Below are 17,800 nucleotides of genomic sequence, written 5' to 3' on the forward strand. Positions count from 1 at the left end.
TTACTTTCTTATTTATTGATAAATTCTTGATCTGTTATGCTATTCTTTCTCGGATAAAAGTAACGTTTAAATACTTTTTTCTTTGCAGTGTAAAATTCACTATCATCATTATTACTTTGAGAGTACTTTTCTTCTTCTATATCCTTTTGAATTTCAATGATCAGTTCAGTTGTTTTTTGAGTTATATCTGCAACACGTTGAGCGATCTTATAATTGATTTTGTTTGTAGAATGAAGCATTTTTCCTGTCTCGTAGTTCGTGGTACAAATACAAGTGTGAGTATGATAATCTGATTGTTTCGTCTTTTTTCTGTGACCTCCAGTAAGAAACTGATTTTTTCCTTTAAACGGCTCTAATGCTCTATCAGTTATTTCCATAGCAGTTTCAGCATTTGGTGCAGTATCTCTGGTTAATGATATCATGTAATGAATCATTTGATTCTTTCCTTCATTGCCATAATACTTAGCCGTAGAGCTAATTTGCATTGCGGCTGTGTCAGGATCTCTTTCTACAACTCCATATCCCCTTACTCCAACGCTATCCTCATTATCAATATAATGCATAGCGTTTCTGATATATTCTTTGTTAGCTCCTGCGTGAGTTATCACTTTGATAATTTGTTTTTCCATAATTTATTTACCTCCTCCTGTGCTTCTTTGATTGGTTTACAAGAACCTGTTTTCACCCCTTCAAGTGATTTGTTAATGATCGTTTGTATTGTTGCCAGAATATCGGGGGTAAGACTGTTGTCAACGTGTCTTAAACGATCAATCGCTTCCTTCGAGAAAGAAGTATCTTTTTTGGCTGCTTCCCTCTCGATATCAGCATAGATGTCGTTGGGAATTCTGATAGTCTTTGCTGTCGTTCTTGATTTCATTGGTTATTCCTCCAGTTAGTATTGATTTAGAATTGTTACAAACCAACTGAATACATTGCATCTATAGGTATATATAATATAATAAATATTGATTATAGAATAATACAAAGGAAATATATTATATAATATATTTATATAATTATTTATTGCAGGTATTTAAGTCGATTTGTCATACATTCTTACTGCATAGTACAATTTCTCAAAAAAATATCCTCTCGATACTGAGAGGATAAAATAACTATTCAAAAAACGACAGCTGTCCGTCTATCCAGCTTATCTGTTTTGCCTGATGAATAACTTCACCTTCATGAAGTTCACCGACAATAAACTGTGAAGATGGATTATGAATTCGATTGTTTCGTATTACATTTTCCCTGTTTGAATTAGCATAACAATATCGACAGAAATGTCCACAGGTATCATATGCACCAATATCCGTGCCAAGAACGCAGCTACATTCAGTACGCTGTGATTTCTTTTTTGGTATATTGAGGGAGTAACCAATTGCAGCCTCAAATGTCTCTTTGGTCATACAGCCATTACAGTCCACACCGTATTTAGCAAGATCATTTCCTTCAGCACAGCTTTTTATCGTTATACCATAACGCTGTCCTATCTCTGCAAAAGCCTTTCCGATAGCTATTCGTTCCTGTGGAGTGACAGTTCTGACCTGAGGAAAATTGCGGAGGACTTTCTCATACAAGTCAATGAAGCTGATAACACATACTCTAGTATAACCAGAAAGTGTATTACACATATTCTGAAAGTCCGAAATATGACGTTCAATGGTATATGTGCTATCAATAAATATGGGATCATATCTCCAACCAATACAGTTAACACCTACATTCTTCGAAAGTGCAATAAAATCCTGCATAACTTGTTCCTTCGATGGAACGTTCGGTTCAACGTCCTTTCCATATGGAGTTATTGTCACGAACCAGTATTGATTAAAACGCTGTAGCTCATCTATATGCTTTAGCATCGGAGCAGGATTTTTAGTACAGAAGGCTATGCAGTCTACAACATCAGGATTTAGCTCATATCGCGTGATCCAGTCCTGACGATATGGATTTCGTACCAGAACATATCCCTCACGTATCCTGTTCATGAACCACTCAGAGTAAAACGCAGGGATATCAGTCCTCATTCCTGTATTTATTATCATAATTCTCCTTTTTAGACAGTAATACAATGATTATTACTGCATTAATCCGTTATTTAAACATCATTGCCGTCCGTAATGGACGGTAATAAAGAAGTGCATATGTTTTTTAGTGCCCTTTTTCTATATTATATGAGCTACAAATAGCATAGTCAAGAGTAAATTCCTATTATTTTGATTTTCTATATGTATATAATTATTATGATAATAATTATTATCATAATAAAAGCTTTTATTTTTTTCTCAGTTTATAGCCTGCTCCGTATTTTTTCTCTTTCAATATATATATTATTATGATGACAAGACTTTTGTCACCAATATTTTATAAGGAAGGAGAAATAAGCCATGTTCAATAACGAACGCTATTTGACATGCGGTGTTGACAGTACTATCCCATTGGAACTGCAGCTGTTTCTGTGGGAGTGCGTAGAGCATATGCCTGCTCCGAAAGACTACTTACAGGTGTTCGAGCTTAGTCCATCGGGTTCTATGCAGTCTATTGTTCACAGCTCAGAAGAACCTGAATATCGAAAGGTGTACATGATACCGTCGGATACACCTATCACAGAGAAGCTGTATATCATTGATGACGATGATCATAGTACCATGCTACTTGCAAGTGAATATTAAAACTTATGCCAGCCCTTCGTGGGCTGGCTCTTTTCATTATTCGGAGGTTATAAACAATGGAAGAAAACAATAACGTCATGTATTGCTCGCATTGTGGAGCAGTTATAGGCGAAGATGAGGATTATGAAACTATTGACGGCGATATAGTCTGCGCAGACTGTGTTGAAAACCATACTACTACCTGCGACAGATGCGGACGAATAATCTGGACAAACGAATCATATGGAGATGACTATACAACTCTATGCAGCAACTGCTATCACAACCACTATACTCGCTGTTCTTGCTGTGATACGCTCCTTCACGAAGATGATGCTTATCATCTGGACGGTTATGATTATTGCAGCGATTGTTATCATGATGAAGTGGACAAATGCCGCAGTATTCATGACTACGGGTATAAGCCAGAGCCTATCTTCTATGGCGATGGTTCCAGATATTTCGGTGTAGAGCTTGAGATAGACGGAGCAGGTAAAGACTCTGATAACGCAGACGAGATACTTGCTGTTGCAAATAAAGATAATGAGCATATCTACATCAAAGGTGACGGCTCTTTAGATGACGGAATGGAACTTGTATCTCACCCTATGTCTCTTGAATATCACAAGAACTATTGTTGGGATGATATCATGAAAAAGGCAATATATCTTGGATACAGAAGTCATCAGACAAGTACATGCGGACTTCATGTTCATGTAAACAGAAACTGTTTCGGAGAAAATCGTGATACACAAGACGAAGTTATCAGTCGTATACTGTACTTCATTGAACATCACTGGAATGAGATGCTGAAATTCAGTCGCCGTACAGAATACAGTATGAACCGTTGGGCCGCTCGATATGGATTTGAGAAGACAGGTCGTGAGATACTGGACAAGGCTAAAAAAGGAAATAACGGCAGGTATGCAGCTGTAAACCTTATGAACTACGCAACAATAGAATTCCGCCTTTTCAGAGGCACTTTGAAGTATAATACGCTTATTGCTGTATTGGAACTGGTCGATGCAATATGTGATATTGCTATTACTCATACAGACGAAGGATTGTCAAATATGTCATGGAGTGACTTTGTGGACACAATAAAGCAGCCAGAGCTTATACAATACTTAAAAGAGCGTAAGCTTTACGTAAACGATGATATCAATACAGAGGAGGATATTTAAATGAAACTTACAGATTTGATAAAAACTATACCGTCAGGAAGTCCTGTCGCAGAGATACTGAAAATAGCTTTGTTGATAGCAGGAACAGTATTTGTTGATATGATAAGTGATGTAGTAAAGGATAGTTTAAATGCTAAAGAATATACAAAGATTATTGATGTTCTTGATAAGGAGGCAGAATAATTATGTGTGCATTGTTTGGCTGGCTTGATTATAAAGGAATCGTCCCGTATAGGGTATTGAGGAAACTCACTCAGGCACTGGCAAATGCTGCTGAAGAACGCGGTACTGATGCAGCTGGTATCAGCTATGTGAAAGACGGCAAAGTCATTATCTTCAAAAGACCGAAGGTCGCGCATAAGATACACTTCAACGCTCCTGACGGTACAAAAGCCGTCATGGGGCATACTCGGCTTGCTACTCAGGGCGATAAGAAGCAGAATTACAACAATCATCCATTTGCAGGTCACGCTGATAAGGAGTTTGCTTTCGCACATAATGGTGTTTTATGGAATGACAAAGAGCTTCGTAAGGACGGTACTATTCCTAATTCATATATAGATACCGACAGCTACATCGGCGTACAGCTGATAGAGAAGCAAGGTAAGCTAGACTTTGACAGCTTACAGTATATGGCTGAGACTGTTGAGGGTAATTTCACATTCACTGTACTTGATCAGTTCAATAACCTATACATTATAAAAGGAAGCAACCCGATGTATCTGTTGCACTTTGAGAGCATAGGACTGTATGTATATGCAAGTACAGAAACTATCATGAAGAAGGCTTTAAAACAGATGGGACTTCACAAGTTCGAGTCCAAGAGTGTAGATACTGAGGAAGGCGATATACTCCGCATTGACAGGAACGGTAAAATCACAAGATCACACTTCGAGCCTAAAATTTACCGTTCAAAATATGTGAGCTGGTATGATTATGATGATTCTCCTTATTACAACATGCATGAGGAAATCTTACTTGCATACTGCGGTTGTTATGGAGTTGATAGCTCGGACGTTGAGTTACTTCTTGATTACGGTTATACCTGCGATGAGATAGAAGATATGCTTGCTGATCAAAGCCTGCTCCAGGAAGCACTCAAAGACGTGAAATACATATGCGGTGAAGACATCTATGAGAGTTGCTATGGGGGTGTATTTTGAAGTTTCAAAAAGTACACTTTATGATACACTCGAAAAACGACTAAAAAAGCGTTCCAAAAAGTGGTATTTTGACTTTTGAAACGTTCCGAAAGTCGCCACCACTTTTTGGAACAGTTAGGTGGTAAAATGGACAATCGTATATATGGATATGCTCGTGTTTCCACACGGGAACAAAACGAAGACAGACAAATTGAAGCCCTCACCAAGTTCGGAGTTCCTGAGCAGAACATCATTATTGACAAAGCCTCAGGCAAGGATACTGAAAGAGAAGGATACCAGTATCTCAAACGACAGATACTTCGCAAGGGGGATACACTGGTCATCAAGGAGCTGGACCGACTGAGCAGGAACAAGTCCGACATCAAACGCGAGCTTGAAGAGTTCAAATTATCTGGAGTGCGTGTGAAGATACTCGATATACCAACAACGCTTACTGACTTTCCACCGGATCAGGAATGGGTAATGGATATGATAAATGCTATTCTCATTGAAGTACTCGGTGCTATCGCAGAAAACGAGCGTAAGAAGATAAGATCTCGACAGCGTGAAGGCATCGAAGCTGCAAAAAAGAAAAACGTCCGCTTCGGTCGTCCGTCAAAGCCTTTGCCAGATAATTGGCGTGAAGTTCTTGCGGAAGTCCGTTGCGGAAACAAAAAGCCTGTAGAAGCTATGCGGGAGCTTGGTATCTCCAAATCGTGCTACTACAGGCTTTATAATAAACTTACACCTATATCTAGAGAGGTGACTACTGATGGTAAAAAACGGTAACGGTGAAGGGAGCATCTACAAGGATAAAAATGGACGCTGGCGTGGAGTTGTAACTCTATACTGTGACCATGGAGTTCCTAAACGAAAATACTTCTATGGAAAAACAAAACACGAAGTTACAGAAAAGGTCAATAAAACTTTGGCAGATCTTCGCGATTATAACTACACTGAGCCCTGCAAGACAACATTTTATGAATGGATGCGGTTGTGGTACGATACTTACTGTGAAGGAGCATTAAAACCGTCCAGTCTTATTAACTATGAAACTTATATTGAAAAGCATATTAAACCAACAATCGGTAACATCAAACTATGCGAACTAACACCATTGCGATTACAAACCTTTTATCAGGAAAAATTCAAAAACGGTCGGCTTGATGGGAAAGGTGGTTTGAGCCCTAAAACGATGAGAAATTTCCATGCGATGATTCACACTGGACTTGATAGAGCTTATAAGCTTGGATATATTCCACGTAATATAGCTGATCTTGTATCTCCACCAAGATCGGTGAAAATTGAACGTCTATACTTTACTGTCGAAGAGCAGAAAGAACTACAAAAGCACCTTGATGGTGAACGCATAGGTATGGCTGTATTGCTTGATCTCTATACAGGCTTGCGTAAGGGAGAATTGTTGGGACTCCCCTGGAAAAATGTGCATATTGATCTTAACGGAGAAAGCTACATACGTATTACTCAAAGCCTTAACCGCATCAAAAACCCAGATAAGAACGGACAATTTAAAACTATTCTTGAAATAGGCACACCTAAAACCTCTTACTCGGTCCGAACTATACCGCTGCTGCCTGAGATTGCTGAAAAGCTTTCAGCATACCATGAGGAGCAGGCTAAGACGATAAAAGAAAAAGGACTTCCTGATCTGGGACTTGTATTCATAACACCAAACGGCCTCCCTATAGATCCTAGTAACTTCGGTGACTTATTCAGAAATCTGCTGATACGTCATAATATTCGTGTTATCAATTTTCACGGAATAAGGCACACATTTGCTACACGCAGTCTGGAGAGTGGTATGGATATAAAAACGCTCAGTCGGCTGCTCGGACATAGTTCTATTCAGATAAGCCTTGATCTGTATGCACATGTCACGGATCAGCTCCAGGCTGAACATATCGCTAACTTGCGTAATTTCTTGAAATGATTGTCTACAGCTCGCCCTTCATGGGCGAGTTTTTCTTTTTATTAGAGGAAAAACGTGGACACTCGGACACTCGAAATAATATAGCCGTTTATGAGATGAAAAAAAGCACCTGTCTGTTTGGACAAGTGCTTTGTACATATTCATTTGATAATTATTGTTGCCATGACTAATAGTTTGCCTTTAGAAGAATCAGTTACACATCCGCACACTTTTTGTGCTTCCGTCATCAGCTTCTTGCTTTAAAATCATCGCTATGAGATTCTTAGCTAATGCTTCACAGTGAGAATCTATATCATAAATATTATCTATTATGCCGCTATATTCTTTTTGCAAGAAATCCATATCATCAAGATGAAGAAATTCCTTGCGTAATAATTCAGCCCTATTATCGACAGTTTCTTTGTATTGTTGCATATTAACATTGGTAATCTCATCTATTAATTGTTCTGTAAAAGGTATGTTTTCTTTTAGCATGTCAGAGAAAATTCCTTCAATTTTTAATAAATACTTAGAGAAAGACCAGCCACAAAACTCAGAATGCAATAACATATATCTTCTATTCTGGAACTCTAATAAGAAACTATCATTCTGAAATACTTCTGTCATTTCATCACTTGAAAGCTTTCCGTAACAAAGATTCTGCATTTTACAGAATAGAGGAATATATTCCTTCAATTCAGTTTTCATCTTTTGAAGTTTTTTATCAATTTTATCCTGACTTAACTGATAAACATAGTTTTTCTGTTTTATTGGAAATTCTTGTTCATATAACTCTTGAAGAATATTGGAAAGCTCATCTCTGATTGTGTATATATCTTTTTCTTCTCCTTGTTCTTTTAGTTCTTTTTCATTTAACTCTGTCTGTATATCAAGGTCATATTCTTGATTCTCTACGTCTCCCAATGGTGCGCAGTATAGATGTATGTTACGAATATCATAAAATCCATCCCATATGTCTTCGTATTTTTCATATTCTTCTGGTAGGGTATACCTTCTCTTGCATATATTATTATCATCATAATAATACATGTCATTTGATATGAGAGTTATTGCTTTAAGTACAGGGAGTCTCAAATCAAGGGATCTAAGATTAACTCTTCGATTTAAGAACCTCAATTCATGCGAACCATATATCATAGAGACAGATATATCCCTAATTCTTTTGATAAACATTGTGTAGTAATTGGCGGGATGGTCATGATACTTTGTTGCCAATAATATCAATACTCTTTTAAGTTCATCTTTAAAATCCTTAATAATATCAACAAAGGCTATTCCGTTTTCAATATCGAAACAATGCATCAACACTTGATACTCATGACCTGATAAGTTATCTAGGGCATAAGTATAGGTTTCTGTTATTATTTCAACATTCGCTGTACTAATACCCGTATCTTTTGATTTTCCATCACGAAAAACATCCTCAAGTTCAAGTTTTAATAACAATAACAAAAGACCTTTAATCTCATGACGGAATATAATTGCATTATTTTTTGAATTGGTAAGTCCATGATATAGTTTTTTACCATCAAAATACGTATTTTCTATACGATTAATACATTTTGATACCGTATTAAGCGAAAAACCAAATAAAGTCTTCCCTTCTTTATTATCCGAGACTTCTTTAAAAGTATAATCTATTGTTTGTTTCATTTTTTTCCTCCTTAACAAAATAGACATAAAAAGTCACACATTTTATTTTGGCTATTTGTGTGAAGCAAAATCCGGAAAAATTTAGATATGATACAATAATACTACCGACGTCGGAAACTTGAAAATTGAATAGGAGCTGATATTGTATGGATAAAACCACGCATTGTTTCAACGTTGCGGAGGTTTCCGAACAGACCGGGCTTTCTATATCCTTGGTAAGGAAACTGACCCGTAAAGATGAGATACCACACATAAAAATTGGTCGGAGAATCTTATATCCGGCAGATGCTCTTGTTGGGTGGTTGAATAAGAACACTGTTGGCGGTACTACTCCTGATAAGGGCGGTGCTGCTAATGGCTAAGGCAGCAAACGGGGAAGGCTCCAAGTGTAAGCTCAAAACCGGCAAGTGGAGAGGAACATTTTTCGTTCCTTTGCCTGACGGAACTAAGAAGCGGATTTACCGCCAGTTTCGCACCCGTAAAGAAGCGGACGAATGGCTTTCTAAGATCAAATTGGAAATCAGTGCCGGCAAACCGGTGCTGTGCTCCGACCAGACTTTCGGTGATTATATTCAGCAGTGGCTTGAAAAGTTCGGCTCAATGGCTATCCGCGAGAGCACACACATGAACTATGAGGGATATGTTCGTCATATCCAGCGTCACAAGCTCAAGGACGTTAAGCTCAAGTACTTGACAACAGATGACTTGCAAGAATTCGTTATATTCCTACAAAATGCTGGTCATTTGGACACGGCAGAACAACAGCTCAGCGCTAAGACAATAAGGAATATAATGCATATGGTACATAAGGCTTTGGATCACGCAGTTGGCAGACAGCTAATCTATCATAACCCTGCTGATTTCGTTGAACTTCCCCGTGTCATTACGCCCGATATAAGAGTACTTACTGAAGAAGAGATAGGCAAATTCGCTACCGCAATGCAAGGAGATTCGCTCCAAATAGCGCTTGTGTTGATGCTGTTTTGTGGCTTGAGACTGGGCGAAGCCTGTGCTCTTACACATGAAGACGTGCGCTGTAATGACGGGATACACTACATCAATATTACGAAATCCCTTAACCGTGTTGCAAACTTCACGGCTAAAGACGATGAGCCGAAAACTGTACTCCGGATTCAGGAAACTAAAACATCTAAAGGAAAGAGACAGGTACCACTGTTACCCGAGATCGCTGATAAAGTGATTTCTCATATGTACTGGCAAAAGGAGCAGGCTGAGAAGTCCTACGATATGTACGAGGAGAATCCTTGGCTCATAGCCAATGATCTCGGTCATTACATTGATCCCGGTACAGTAAGGAAGAAGCTCAAAGCAGTTGCTGAAAGCATCGGTATCAACAACTTCCACCCCCACTGTCTCAGGCACACTTATGCCAGTCAGGCAGTGAAGGCTGGTGTACCGCTCACATACCTGAGCGACATTCTCGGTCACGAGAGCACTGCATTCACGGCCAAGGTATATGTATCGCTCGATCTTGAAGGTCGGGCCAAGGCTCAGGCAGCAATGACTGAACTTGTAAAAAACACCTTAAAAAAATAATTATTTGGGGGCTATATGCCCCCAGGAAAGGAATATAACAATGTTTGAGTTATTAGTAATCACGATGTTCCTCTCAGGAATATCATTGATAATCATATCTGACAAGGATGTATCCTCACAGTTAACAAAAGAACTTATCAACAGGGGAACTATAAAGTTCTGTGGCACTACGCCATATATATGGCTTAAAACCCACTGGCAGAAAATCTCACGTAAATCGCTCCCGACCTTGATCCGTAATATGATTTCGCCGGAAGATCGCACCAAAGTCAAAAATAGTCATATCGTAGAGGTCATTAAACGTATCAGCGATGATATAAATCTCCAAATCGATGTTGACGGTGCTTTTTGGAGACAGCAGAATCTCCTCAATTTTCATAATTGTGTTTTGGATATCCTCACAGGAAAAATCATAACGGATCGTAGCAAATATTTATTTAACTATGTTGTCGATGCTGACTTCATGCCACGCTGCACACTCAATGATGCTCCAAATTTTAAGAACTTTGTTGAAAGATCAATAGGCAAAGAGAACTATGAATGCTTCCTTGCCTCGACTGGATATGCAATCTCGTCTCTTACTGCTGCCAAAGTTGCATTTTTTTACGTAGGACCCCACGACGGTGGGAAGTCAACTGCCGCAAGATTGGTTGCAAGCGCATTTTCTCCCGAGCTTGTTTCTAATGTAAGCTTCAGCCAGCTTACCGATTCACACTACACGATCATGCTCTTGGGCAAAAGATTAAACGCATCCTTTGACAACAGTCCGAAACCAATGAGTCATGAGGATGTATTTAAGTCCATAACATCCTGTGAGGAGATAATGGGCCGCGAACTTTATGAGACCCCCGTTGTATTCAGACCAACCGTAAAGCTCTTATATGCATCTAACTATCCTTTCAGTTTTAAACATCCCGACGAGGCAATTTATAGAAGAATGATAATCCTTCCATTTGAAAACTCTGTCCCGAAAAAAGAGCAGAATCCTCACTTGTTCGAAAAGCTTCGTGAGGAGAGAAACGTCATCTTTTCTCTTGCCGCGATGTCATTGAAGGAACTCGTAGACTCGAATTATGATTTTAAGATGTCTGCAAAGGGTAAGGCATACATAACAAGCAGAATCACAGAACTGCATTCAGTTGAGGACTTTCTCAGCGACAGAACAACCTGTGACAAGGCAGGTGCATGCTCAGCAGCTGTTCTTTACAATAACTACCTGGAGTGGTGCAGAGAAAATGCTCTGACACCCGTTGACAAAGAGAAGTTTAAGGAGCACGTCCTTGGCTTCACCCCTTACATATTCTACAAGAAAATTGGCCCACGCCAGAAGCGCCTTTGGGGATACAGCGGCATTAGATTAAAATCCACAGAAGAGCTCAATGCTCCTGATGATGAAAAAGAGGTAAAGTAAAATGAATTACAAAGCTATCGGCTATAAGCCCCGTGATGATTGGGTTTAGTAGTAAATAAGTAATATGTCTATACTGTGTTAGCAGGATTCGACGCCGTATATACAAATGGAAAATACCAAAAATATATCTCAAAGGAGTAAAGTCATGAAAATCACTGATATGTTAAAATTGAATTCCAAGAGCGAAGCGAACTCTTCAGCAGGGACAAACTATAATAATATAATCCCCCCTAGCTCGACTTGTTCCGCAAAGGACATTCTTGTTAAGTACGAGGATGTTTCGAAAGAATTATCCGATAAGGTGAAAACAGAGAAAAAGAGCAATCACTCAAATAAAGATAGTAAGGAAGAAAAGCCATACGACATCTTCACGATGAAAATGTATGGTGATGAGAAGTCAACTCTCGAAGCTCTTTCCAAGGCAGCAAACACAGATAAGAGCAGTTTTGTCCGCAAAAGATTATTCTCGGACAAGAAGATTATCATCCTTGATAAGGCTAATTATATCAGCAGATCCTTGATTGAAATTTCTGATACGCTGAGAACCACAAAACTCGATGATCCTGATTCAAGGGAAATGCTTATGAAGATTTTCGAAAAACTATGCGATATTGCCAACGCGCACGTTGCAATCTGTAAGGAATTGACCATTTTCAAAGAATCAACAGGAGAAGAGGCATGAACACCATCGTTAAAGACATATACGTTAAATCCTGTGTGTTCTCAGACGTAATTGAGATGCACGCATATCTTTCTGATCCTCTGAAAATAAAAGATAAAAGCAATATCGAAGGGTTAGGATTCTTTTCGGATAATTATCTTGACGAATTTTACGCCATTAAAGCAGCTAATCAGCAGATGAATACGACAATGTTCAGACAGATAACTATTTCGATTTCCCCTGTAGGTAATACTTGTACTGACAAGGAATATATGAAGATAGGTAAAGAGATAGCTGAGTATTACTACAAAAAAGGCTATCAGATCATATGGTATCTGCATAAGGATACTCCGAGACATCACCTGCACCTGTTACTCAATTCAGTCAACTTCAGGACGGGAAAGATTTTCAAGCAGTCATTGAAGGGTTTGAACCGTTTCAAGGTCCACTGCAATCATATACTGCATGAACACAACCTTGAACAAATACAAATGAGCGTTGAAGATATGCTGGATATAACTCCTCACGAGCTTAGTGAGGGCTTCGAGATCTTTGAAATTTTTGACGAGGTAATTGCAGATAACGCCACAGTGTTTGAGGAGCTTTTCGATGAAAAAAATACTTCGGATGATGAGTACTACTCCGCATATGACCTCACCAATCTGGGCATGACAACATGCCCTTCCACAGTATATTATACCTCAGCTACATATGAAGAAACAATAATACCTGAGCCTAAAAGTACTCTCCAGGAGGGAAATACAATGGATTATACAATTGAAAAAAAGGAAGTCCCTGCGTTAAAGACTTCAAGCCTCCCAAGCGAGGTTTTAGAAAATACATGCCTTGTTATAGATGCAAGCAAGAACGTCAATTTTACTGTTCCCAGTAACTGCGATGAAGATAAGCTGAAGGACATAATAAACAGCGTTGAGCCCATACCAGAACATGACAGAGCGACTAACGCAAAAATAGGCATCGCATCTATTGCAGAGCTTCAGAAACGCGGCATTGACCTTCCAGTGTATGTTGATACTTCGACCAATATAAACATAGAATTTGACGATGTGATGTCCTCCGACATATTTGATACAACATTCACTGAGAAATAATCTTCTTGAGCACCCCTCGTGGGTGCTTTTTTTTTATCTCTATCATTTCTGCTTATTTTCATTATATACCTCAATTCCTATACCGTCAAGCATAAAATGAATTGATTTATAAGTCAGAATAATGTATAATGATCATAGAAGGAACATTATCTTTCATAAGCGTAATATCACAAGCAAGGAGGCAGCAACATGGTAAAGTATATATTCAAGTACTGGTACGAATAGGGAGCAAGCGGTGACTGCTTGTGGGCTGCTGATAAAGTTACAGAAGAAAAATACGGTTACAATCCTGCTATTGAGAGTCTATCGCTAAGCCAATTCTTATAAGCCCTAGTCAAAAACTGCCTATGAATAGAATCGGCTTTTTCTTGTCCGACAAGCTTTATCAGCTCCATGTAGTTCTCATGATCTCCCATTTGCATGATACATTCCTGAGCGTGTCCCTTATATTTGCTATGAACTGGTAGCTTTCCTTTATGAAACAGGCAATATGCATGATGAAGCTTTAAACTGGGATTATCCGCCTGATTCACCAGATCCTGAAATATGGACTCCTGAAAAAGAAGCCGAATTTGATAAGCGAGCTCATGAAGGCTATGAGCGTATTTGTCAAGAGCTCGGAAAGGATTACGAAATAATATACGATGTATAAATCCAAGGAGAAAAATAAGGACGACAAGTATCTTCTGATAGAAAAGTATCACTTACAACATGAAAACAATGCCTGGTATTCTGACAGAGAAAACTCACATAAACATCTTATATTAAAGGATGCATTCTTTGAAAGAACAGACATTATAGGTCTCCTGTTCAGGATCAATAAACTCTGTATGGCCAAAGTAAAGTATTTCCGTGCTAACATAGATAAGTTTGAACCATTAAAGTATCATTATAAGGACGGATTTATTTCTGTACCTCTTTTGGATGCTTACTTTCTGAGGCACAGAGCCTCAGGTTACATTCTTGATTTTCGATATTTGCAAACGATTACTGTATACGATGATTTTGTAGCACCATGTAATGAACTTGATGCCTTTGAGAATAAATGAAGAAAAAAGTAAGCACCCTCACGGGTGCTGTTCTAAAATTATCTGTATTTGTATTCTATAGAGGATAGTTTTTTGTTAACCGCAGTTAACAAACTCCGCAATATCGTTCTAAAACTCTAAAAAACTCTCAGTGAATCTCGGCGATATATAGAGCAAAACTAAACCGCGTTGATGTACGGTTGATGTATTTTACTCATTTTGGCATAAAAAATAAGCACTTTCGAATACTCGAAAGTGCCTATATTACGTTGGTTGCGGCGGCTGGATTTGAACCAACGACCTTCGGGTTATGAGCCCGACGAGCTACCTAGCTGCTCCACACCGCGATATAGAGTGCAGTATCATCTGCGACTTAATTATTATATCACGAATGCAAGCAAATGTCAACAGCAAATCAAATATTTTTTTATTTTAACTATAATTTGTTTTTTCAAAGCTGTGTTTCCATTTCGATACAGGTCCATATTTCGCCCAAAAAAGGGAGCTGCCCCGAACTGCCCATTTGAGTAAAACCGGCAGAAGAATAGCAGTTAAGAGCTGCGGTATTATTTTCAAAGACACCTAATGTAAGCTTCTGAGCCTTAAAAACCTCAGAAGCATATTTTTTAGCAAGGCTCACCAATTCGCAGCCCATTCCTTTTCCGCGGACTGACTTCCTCAGAATAACGAACCCAAGCCGCATAATGCTCTTGTCCTCATCAGGATACCTGAGAATGAAGTGTCCAACAGGCGAATCATTTTCGTCTGTTGCAGTAAACGGAAAGAAACTGCCGCCTTTCACGCCCTCAGCATACTGCTCAACGATATCGTTTGCAGAAATCGGGAAACTCTCATACCTGTCAGCACACCAGCATCTGAACTCTCTCTCATCGGAGATCCAGCTGACGATATGTTCAGCATCGGCTGGAATAAACTCTCTTAGCCTCATATCATCACCTCACAGCCACTGGATAAAGGCAGTCTTATCGGAACTGTTATAGCCTGCCTTCTCATAAAAATTCAGAGTCCCCTGCTGTTTCGAGCCTGTAAGGAGCATCATTTTATAGCAATTATGACTTAAAGCAATTTCGCGTGCATAGTCAAGGCAGGCAGAAGCAAGACCTTTTCTTCTGAACTTTGCAGAAGTCACAACATTTTCGATAAAGGCATATGGACGCTGACCGCGTGTAAGATTAGGAATTATGACGCAGACACAGGACGCAGCAATAACGCCGTCCACATCTGCAACTATGATATGATGGTCTTTGTCATCAAGAATACGTTTCCAGACAGCCATGACCTTTTCATCTTTTTCGGGGAACGGATTATCGTGGAGCTCCATATACAGCTTCATAAGTCCGTCAAAATCATTTTCGGTAATTTCTCTTATCACAGCAAACGCCTCCTTTTAAATAATTATACCATAAGCAGTGAGAAAGTCAATAAAAAAGCAGACCTCCCGAAAGAGGTCTGCATCGTATGTGATAGCAGCTTTTTGATCAAAGCTTCTTAACTTTCTGATCCATCTGATAAGCTGATAAACCTGTGTAAACAGAAAGATCTGAGATCTTACCCTGAGCGCAAGCCTTGATAGCTCTTGCATCTTCATCTGTTACCCAACCGTCGTTATTAACGTCAGCAGCCATCATAGCTCTGAGAGTTCTGATAGATGTTGAAGCAGGGTTATCGAAATCAACAGTCTGAGCATATGAACGAATATCAATGTTATGAGCTGTGATAAGAGAATTTACCTTGTTGTAATCAGCGTTTGTGATACCGTCATAATTAAAGTTCTTGAACTGTGTTGTGTTATAGCCGCCTGTAGCATCACCAACTACAACTGCCTCATATGTGATTCTTTCATTTGCTGAATTACCATTAGCGTCCTTAGCCCAAAGCTTGAGAGCTGTATCACTTACAAGGTAACTCTCAAAAATATCACCATATGTTGTCTTATATGTTTCATTGTAGAGGAGCTCTCTTGTCTGGTAAGATGTTGTATTCTTCTTCCAGTTTACATTTTCTGTATTGTATGTCTGTCCGCCTGAGCCGTTTGGCTTGCCGTCAAAATCGCCTGTAAGGCTCATCTTTGTTCTTGTAACGTGTGTAAGACCCTTCTTTGTAGTTCTTGTGATGCTTGTTGTCTTAACATTAGAGTGATCCCACTTTACAAAAAAACCTACTCTAAAAGTTCTGTAGTCCTGTGCTGCGCTTGCAGAAAATGCATTTGCCATTGGGAGTGCGCACATAACTGCTGCTGAGATAGTTACTGCCATTTTTTTAAGTGTTTTTTTCATTTTGGGTACGTCCTTTCTGAATAAAAAATAGTAATATTATGAGGATTTCGTCCTCATACATATATTATATCACGCACCGATATCAACTGCTGATTTGTTGCGCAAAGGCAACAAAAGTTTGTGTTTTTTCGCTAAAATTAGAGCTATTTTGCTTTTATATATTTACTATATAAAAAATATATACCTGCACAATTTTGCACTTCTCAGTTGTTGTACCGAGCTAAAAAATAGTAAAATAAAAAGCAGACCTCCCGAAAGAGGTCTGCACCGTATGAGCAATAATATTTTTAAGCTTTATATAGTCAGGTCAGATTAGCGGCCCATTGAGAAGCCAACCTGCTTCTCGCTGAAGCTGTTGATAAGGCTAACGTTGTACTTGAGAACGAGGTTAGCATCGTAGTCGTTTACATAGCCGTTTCCGTCTACGTCAGCAGCCTTTAAGAATCTGTGGATGTTGCTGATACCTGAGTAGTTGCCTACTGCATACTGACGGATAAGAACAGCGTCGCTTACGTCTACAGCACCTGTGTTGTTAGCATCACCAACGAGAACGATGTCCTCTAATACGTTCTGGTCGAAATCCTCCCAGTAATCGAAGTGACCCTGTCTGTAATCGCTGAATGCCCAGATTGTCTTTGTGAATGTGTTCTTGAAGTTGCTTGCTGTAACAGATGAATTAGCTGTATCATATGTCTCGATTGCAGCTAAACCGTTGAACTGCTTGAGCTGCTCAGAATCGATGAAGAGGCAGCTTCTGCCAGTCTGTGGAACAGTGTGATCAAATTCACTCTCAGGAACTACAGCCTTATAGCCCTTGAATGTGATGTTGTTCTTGTAAGCGGCCTTGAAAACTCTGTCGTACTCAAACTCGTAGAGGTCCTTGTTGCCAGCCTTGATTGTGATGTAAGTTCTGAATGTCTTTGTCTTTGATGCTGCGTTTGCAGTAAGTGAACCTGCCATTGGGAGTGCACACATAACTGCTGCTGAAATTGCTGCTGTGATTTTCTTAAGTGACTTTTTCATTTTTAGTAAGTCCTTTCTGAATAAAATATAGTAATTATCTGAAGACCGTGTGTCTTCATGTAATTATTATACTGCTCATTTGTTGCTGCTGCTCATTTGTTGCGCTGGGTTAACAGCATTTTGTAAACAC

At 39.1% G+C, this 17,800-nt stretch carries 21 protein-coding genes and 1 tRNA gene; 13 read left to right on the plus strand and 9 right to left on the minus strand.

Going from position 1 to position 17,800, the window contains the following annotated elements; translation table 11 throughout:
• Window positions 1-8: 8 nt before the first annotated feature.
• From BUB28_RS05805 to BUB28_RS05815, 3 genes are all read right to left on the minus strand, one after another.
• Window positions 9-629: a relaxase/mobilization nuclease domain-containing protein gene (locus tag BUB28_RS05805; RefSeq protein WP_072949723.1), complete on the minus strand. Its 621-nt coding sequence runs from the start codon at window positions 627-629 to the stop codon at window positions 9-11.
• Window positions 605-877, minus strand: a complete 273-nt coding sequence (locus tag BUB28_RS05810) for a hypothetical protein (RefSeq protein WP_072949725.1) — start codon at window positions 875-877, stop codon at window positions 605-607. Before BUB28_RS05810 ends, BUB28_RS05805 begins: the two co-directional genes overlap by 25 nt.
• Before the next feature lie 238 nt (window positions 878-1,115).
• Complete coding sequence (locus tag BUB28_RS05815) at window positions 1,116-2,045, minus strand: DUF1848 domain-containing protein (protein ID WP_072949726.1); 930 nt, start codon at window positions 2,043-2,045, stop codon at window positions 1,116-1,118.
• A gap of 342 nt (window positions 2,046-2,387) precedes the next feature.
• Here BUB28_RS05815 and BUB28_RS05820 point away from each other — a divergent pair, with 342 nt between their 5' ends.
• The 6 genes from BUB28_RS05820 to BUB28_RS05845 all read left to right on the plus strand — a co-directional run bounded on the left by BUB28_RS05820 (window position 2,388) and on the right by BUB28_RS05845 (window position 6,928).
• Window positions 2,388-2,672, plus strand: a complete 285-nt coding sequence (locus BUB28_RS05820) for a DUF960 domain-containing protein (protein ID WP_072949728.1) — start codon at window positions 2,388-2,390, stop codon at window positions 2,670-2,672.
• A 56-nt stretch (window positions 2,673-2,728) separates the two neighbouring features.
• A complete protein-coding gene (locus tag BUB28_RS05825) occupies window positions 2,729-3,835 on the plus strand; it encodes an amidoligase family protein (RefSeq protein WP_072949730.1) in 1,107 nt (368 codons plus the stop codon).
• Window positions 3,836-4,018: a hypothetical protein gene (locus BUB28_RS05830; protein ID WP_072949732.1), complete on the plus strand. Its 183-nt coding sequence runs from the start codon at window positions 3,836-3,838 to the stop codon at window positions 4,016-4,018.
• 2 nt (window positions 4,019-4,020) lie between these two features.
• Window positions 4,021-4,998, plus strand: coding sequence for a class II glutamine amidotransferase (locus BUB28_RS05835; RefSeq protein WP_072949734.1), 978 nt, complete (start codon window positions 4,021-4,023; stop codon window positions 4,996-4,998).
• A 126-nt stretch (window positions 4,999-5,124) separates the two neighbouring features.
• Complete coding sequence (locus tag BUB28_RS05840) at window positions 5,125-5,766, plus strand: recombinase family protein (RefSeq protein WP_072949736.1); 642 nt, start codon at window positions 5,125-5,127, stop codon at window positions 5,764-5,766.
• Entirely contained in the window at window positions 5,750-6,928 is a 1,179-nt protein-coding gene (locus BUB28_RS05845) for a site-specific integrase (RefSeq protein ID WP_072949738.1), read from the plus strand. The genes BUB28_RS05840 and BUB28_RS05845 overlap by 17 nt, the downstream gene beginning before the upstream one ends.
• A gap of 189 nt (window positions 6,929-7,117) precedes the next feature.
• Here the strand turns inward: BUB28_RS05845 and BUB28_RS05850 are convergent, their stop codons facing one another.
• A complete protein-coding gene (locus tag BUB28_RS05850) occupies window positions 7,118-8,581 on the minus strand; it encodes a hypothetical protein (protein WP_072949740.1) in 1,464 nt (487 codons plus the stop codon).
• A gap of 146 nt (window positions 8,582-8,727) precedes the next feature.
• Between BUB28_RS05850 and BUB28_RS05855 the strand changes: the two genes are divergently transcribed.
• The 7 genes from BUB28_RS05855 (at window position 8,728) to BUB28_RS05880 (ending at window position 14,371) form a co-directional block, all read left to right on the plus strand.
• Window positions 8,728-8,943, plus strand: a complete 216-nt coding sequence (locus BUB28_RS05855) for a helix-turn-helix domain-containing protein (protein ID WP_072949741.1) — start codon at window positions 8,728-8,730, stop codon at window positions 8,941-8,943.
• Window positions 8,936-10,138, plus strand: a complete 1,203-nt coding sequence (locus BUB28_RS05860) for a tyrosine-type recombinase/integrase (RefSeq protein ID WP_072949743.1) — start codon at window positions 8,936-8,938, stop codon at window positions 10,136-10,138. The genes BUB28_RS05855 and BUB28_RS05860 overlap by 8 nt, the downstream gene beginning before the upstream one ends.
• A 40-nt stretch (window positions 10,139-10,178) precedes the next feature.
• A complete protein-coding gene (locus BUB28_RS05865; RefSeq protein WP_072949744.1) occupies window positions 10,179-11,549 on the plus strand; it encodes a DNA primase family protein in 1,371 nt (456 codons plus the stop codon).
• Window positions 11,550-11,694: 145 nt separating this feature from the next.
• Window positions 11,695-12,231 (plus strand): hypothetical protein, encoded by a 537-nt coding sequence (locus BUB28_RS05870; protein ID WP_072949746.1) that lies wholly within the window; start codon window positions 11,695-11,697, stop codon window positions 12,229-12,231.
• Window positions 12,228-13,322 (plus strand): relaxase/mobilization nuclease domain-containing protein, encoded by a 1,095-nt coding sequence (locus BUB28_RS05875; protein ID WP_072949748.1) that lies wholly within the window; start codon window positions 12,228-12,230, stop codon window positions 13,320-13,322. Before BUB28_RS05870 ends, BUB28_RS05875 begins: the two co-directional genes overlap by 4 nt.
• A 490-nt stretch (window positions 13,323-13,812) precedes the next feature.
• A complete protein-coding gene (locus BUB28_RS16990) occupies window positions 13,813-13,974 on the plus strand; it encodes a hypothetical protein (protein WP_175547806.1) in 162 nt (53 codons plus the stop codon).
• Window positions 13,967-14,371 (plus strand): hypothetical protein, encoded by a 405-nt coding sequence (locus BUB28_RS05880; RefSeq protein ID WP_072949749.1) that lies wholly within the window; start codon window positions 13,967-13,969, stop codon window positions 14,369-14,371. The genes BUB28_RS16990 and BUB28_RS05880 overlap by 8 nt, the downstream gene beginning before the upstream one ends.
• A gap of 249 nt (window positions 14,372-14,620) precedes the next feature.
• Here BUB28_RS05880 and BUB28_RS05885 read toward each other — a convergent pair.
• From BUB28_RS05885 to BUB28_RS05905, 5 genes are all read right to left on the minus strand, one after another.
• Window positions 14,621-14,697, minus strand: a tRNA-Met gene (locus tag BUB28_RS05885).
• A gap of 104 nt (window positions 14,698-14,801) precedes the next feature.
• Window positions 14,802-15,299 (minus strand): GNAT family N-acetyltransferase, encoded by a 498-nt coding sequence (locus BUB28_RS05890; RefSeq protein ID WP_072949751.1) that lies wholly within the window; start codon window positions 15,297-15,299, stop codon window positions 14,802-14,804.
• A gap of 9 nt (window positions 15,300-15,308) precedes the next feature.
• Window positions 15,309-15,743 carry a GNAT family N-acetyltransferase gene (locus tag BUB28_RS05895; protein WP_072949752.1) on the minus strand — a complete coding sequence of 145 codons (435 nt, stop codon included), beginning with the start codon at window positions 15,741-15,743 and terminating at the stop codon, window positions 15,309-15,311.
• A gap of 106 nt (window positions 15,744-15,849) precedes the next feature.
• Entirely contained in the window at window positions 15,850-16,647 is a 798-nt protein-coding gene (locus BUB28_RS05900) for a hypothetical protein (RefSeq protein ID WP_072949754.1), read from the minus strand.
• Window positions 16,648-16,959: 312 nt separating this feature from the next.
• On the minus strand, window positions 16,960-17,670 hold the full coding sequence (locus BUB28_RS05905; protein WP_072949756.1) for a dockerin type I repeat-containing protein: 711 nt from the start codon (window positions 17,668-17,670) through the stop codon (window positions 16,960-16,962).
• Window positions 17,671-17,800 lie beyond the last annotated feature (130 nt).

This window comes from Ruminococcus flavefaciens, assembly GCF_900143025.1.
GTDB lineage: Bacteria > Bacillota > Clostridia > Oscillospirales > Ruminococcaceae > Ruminococcus > Ruminococcus flavefaciens_I.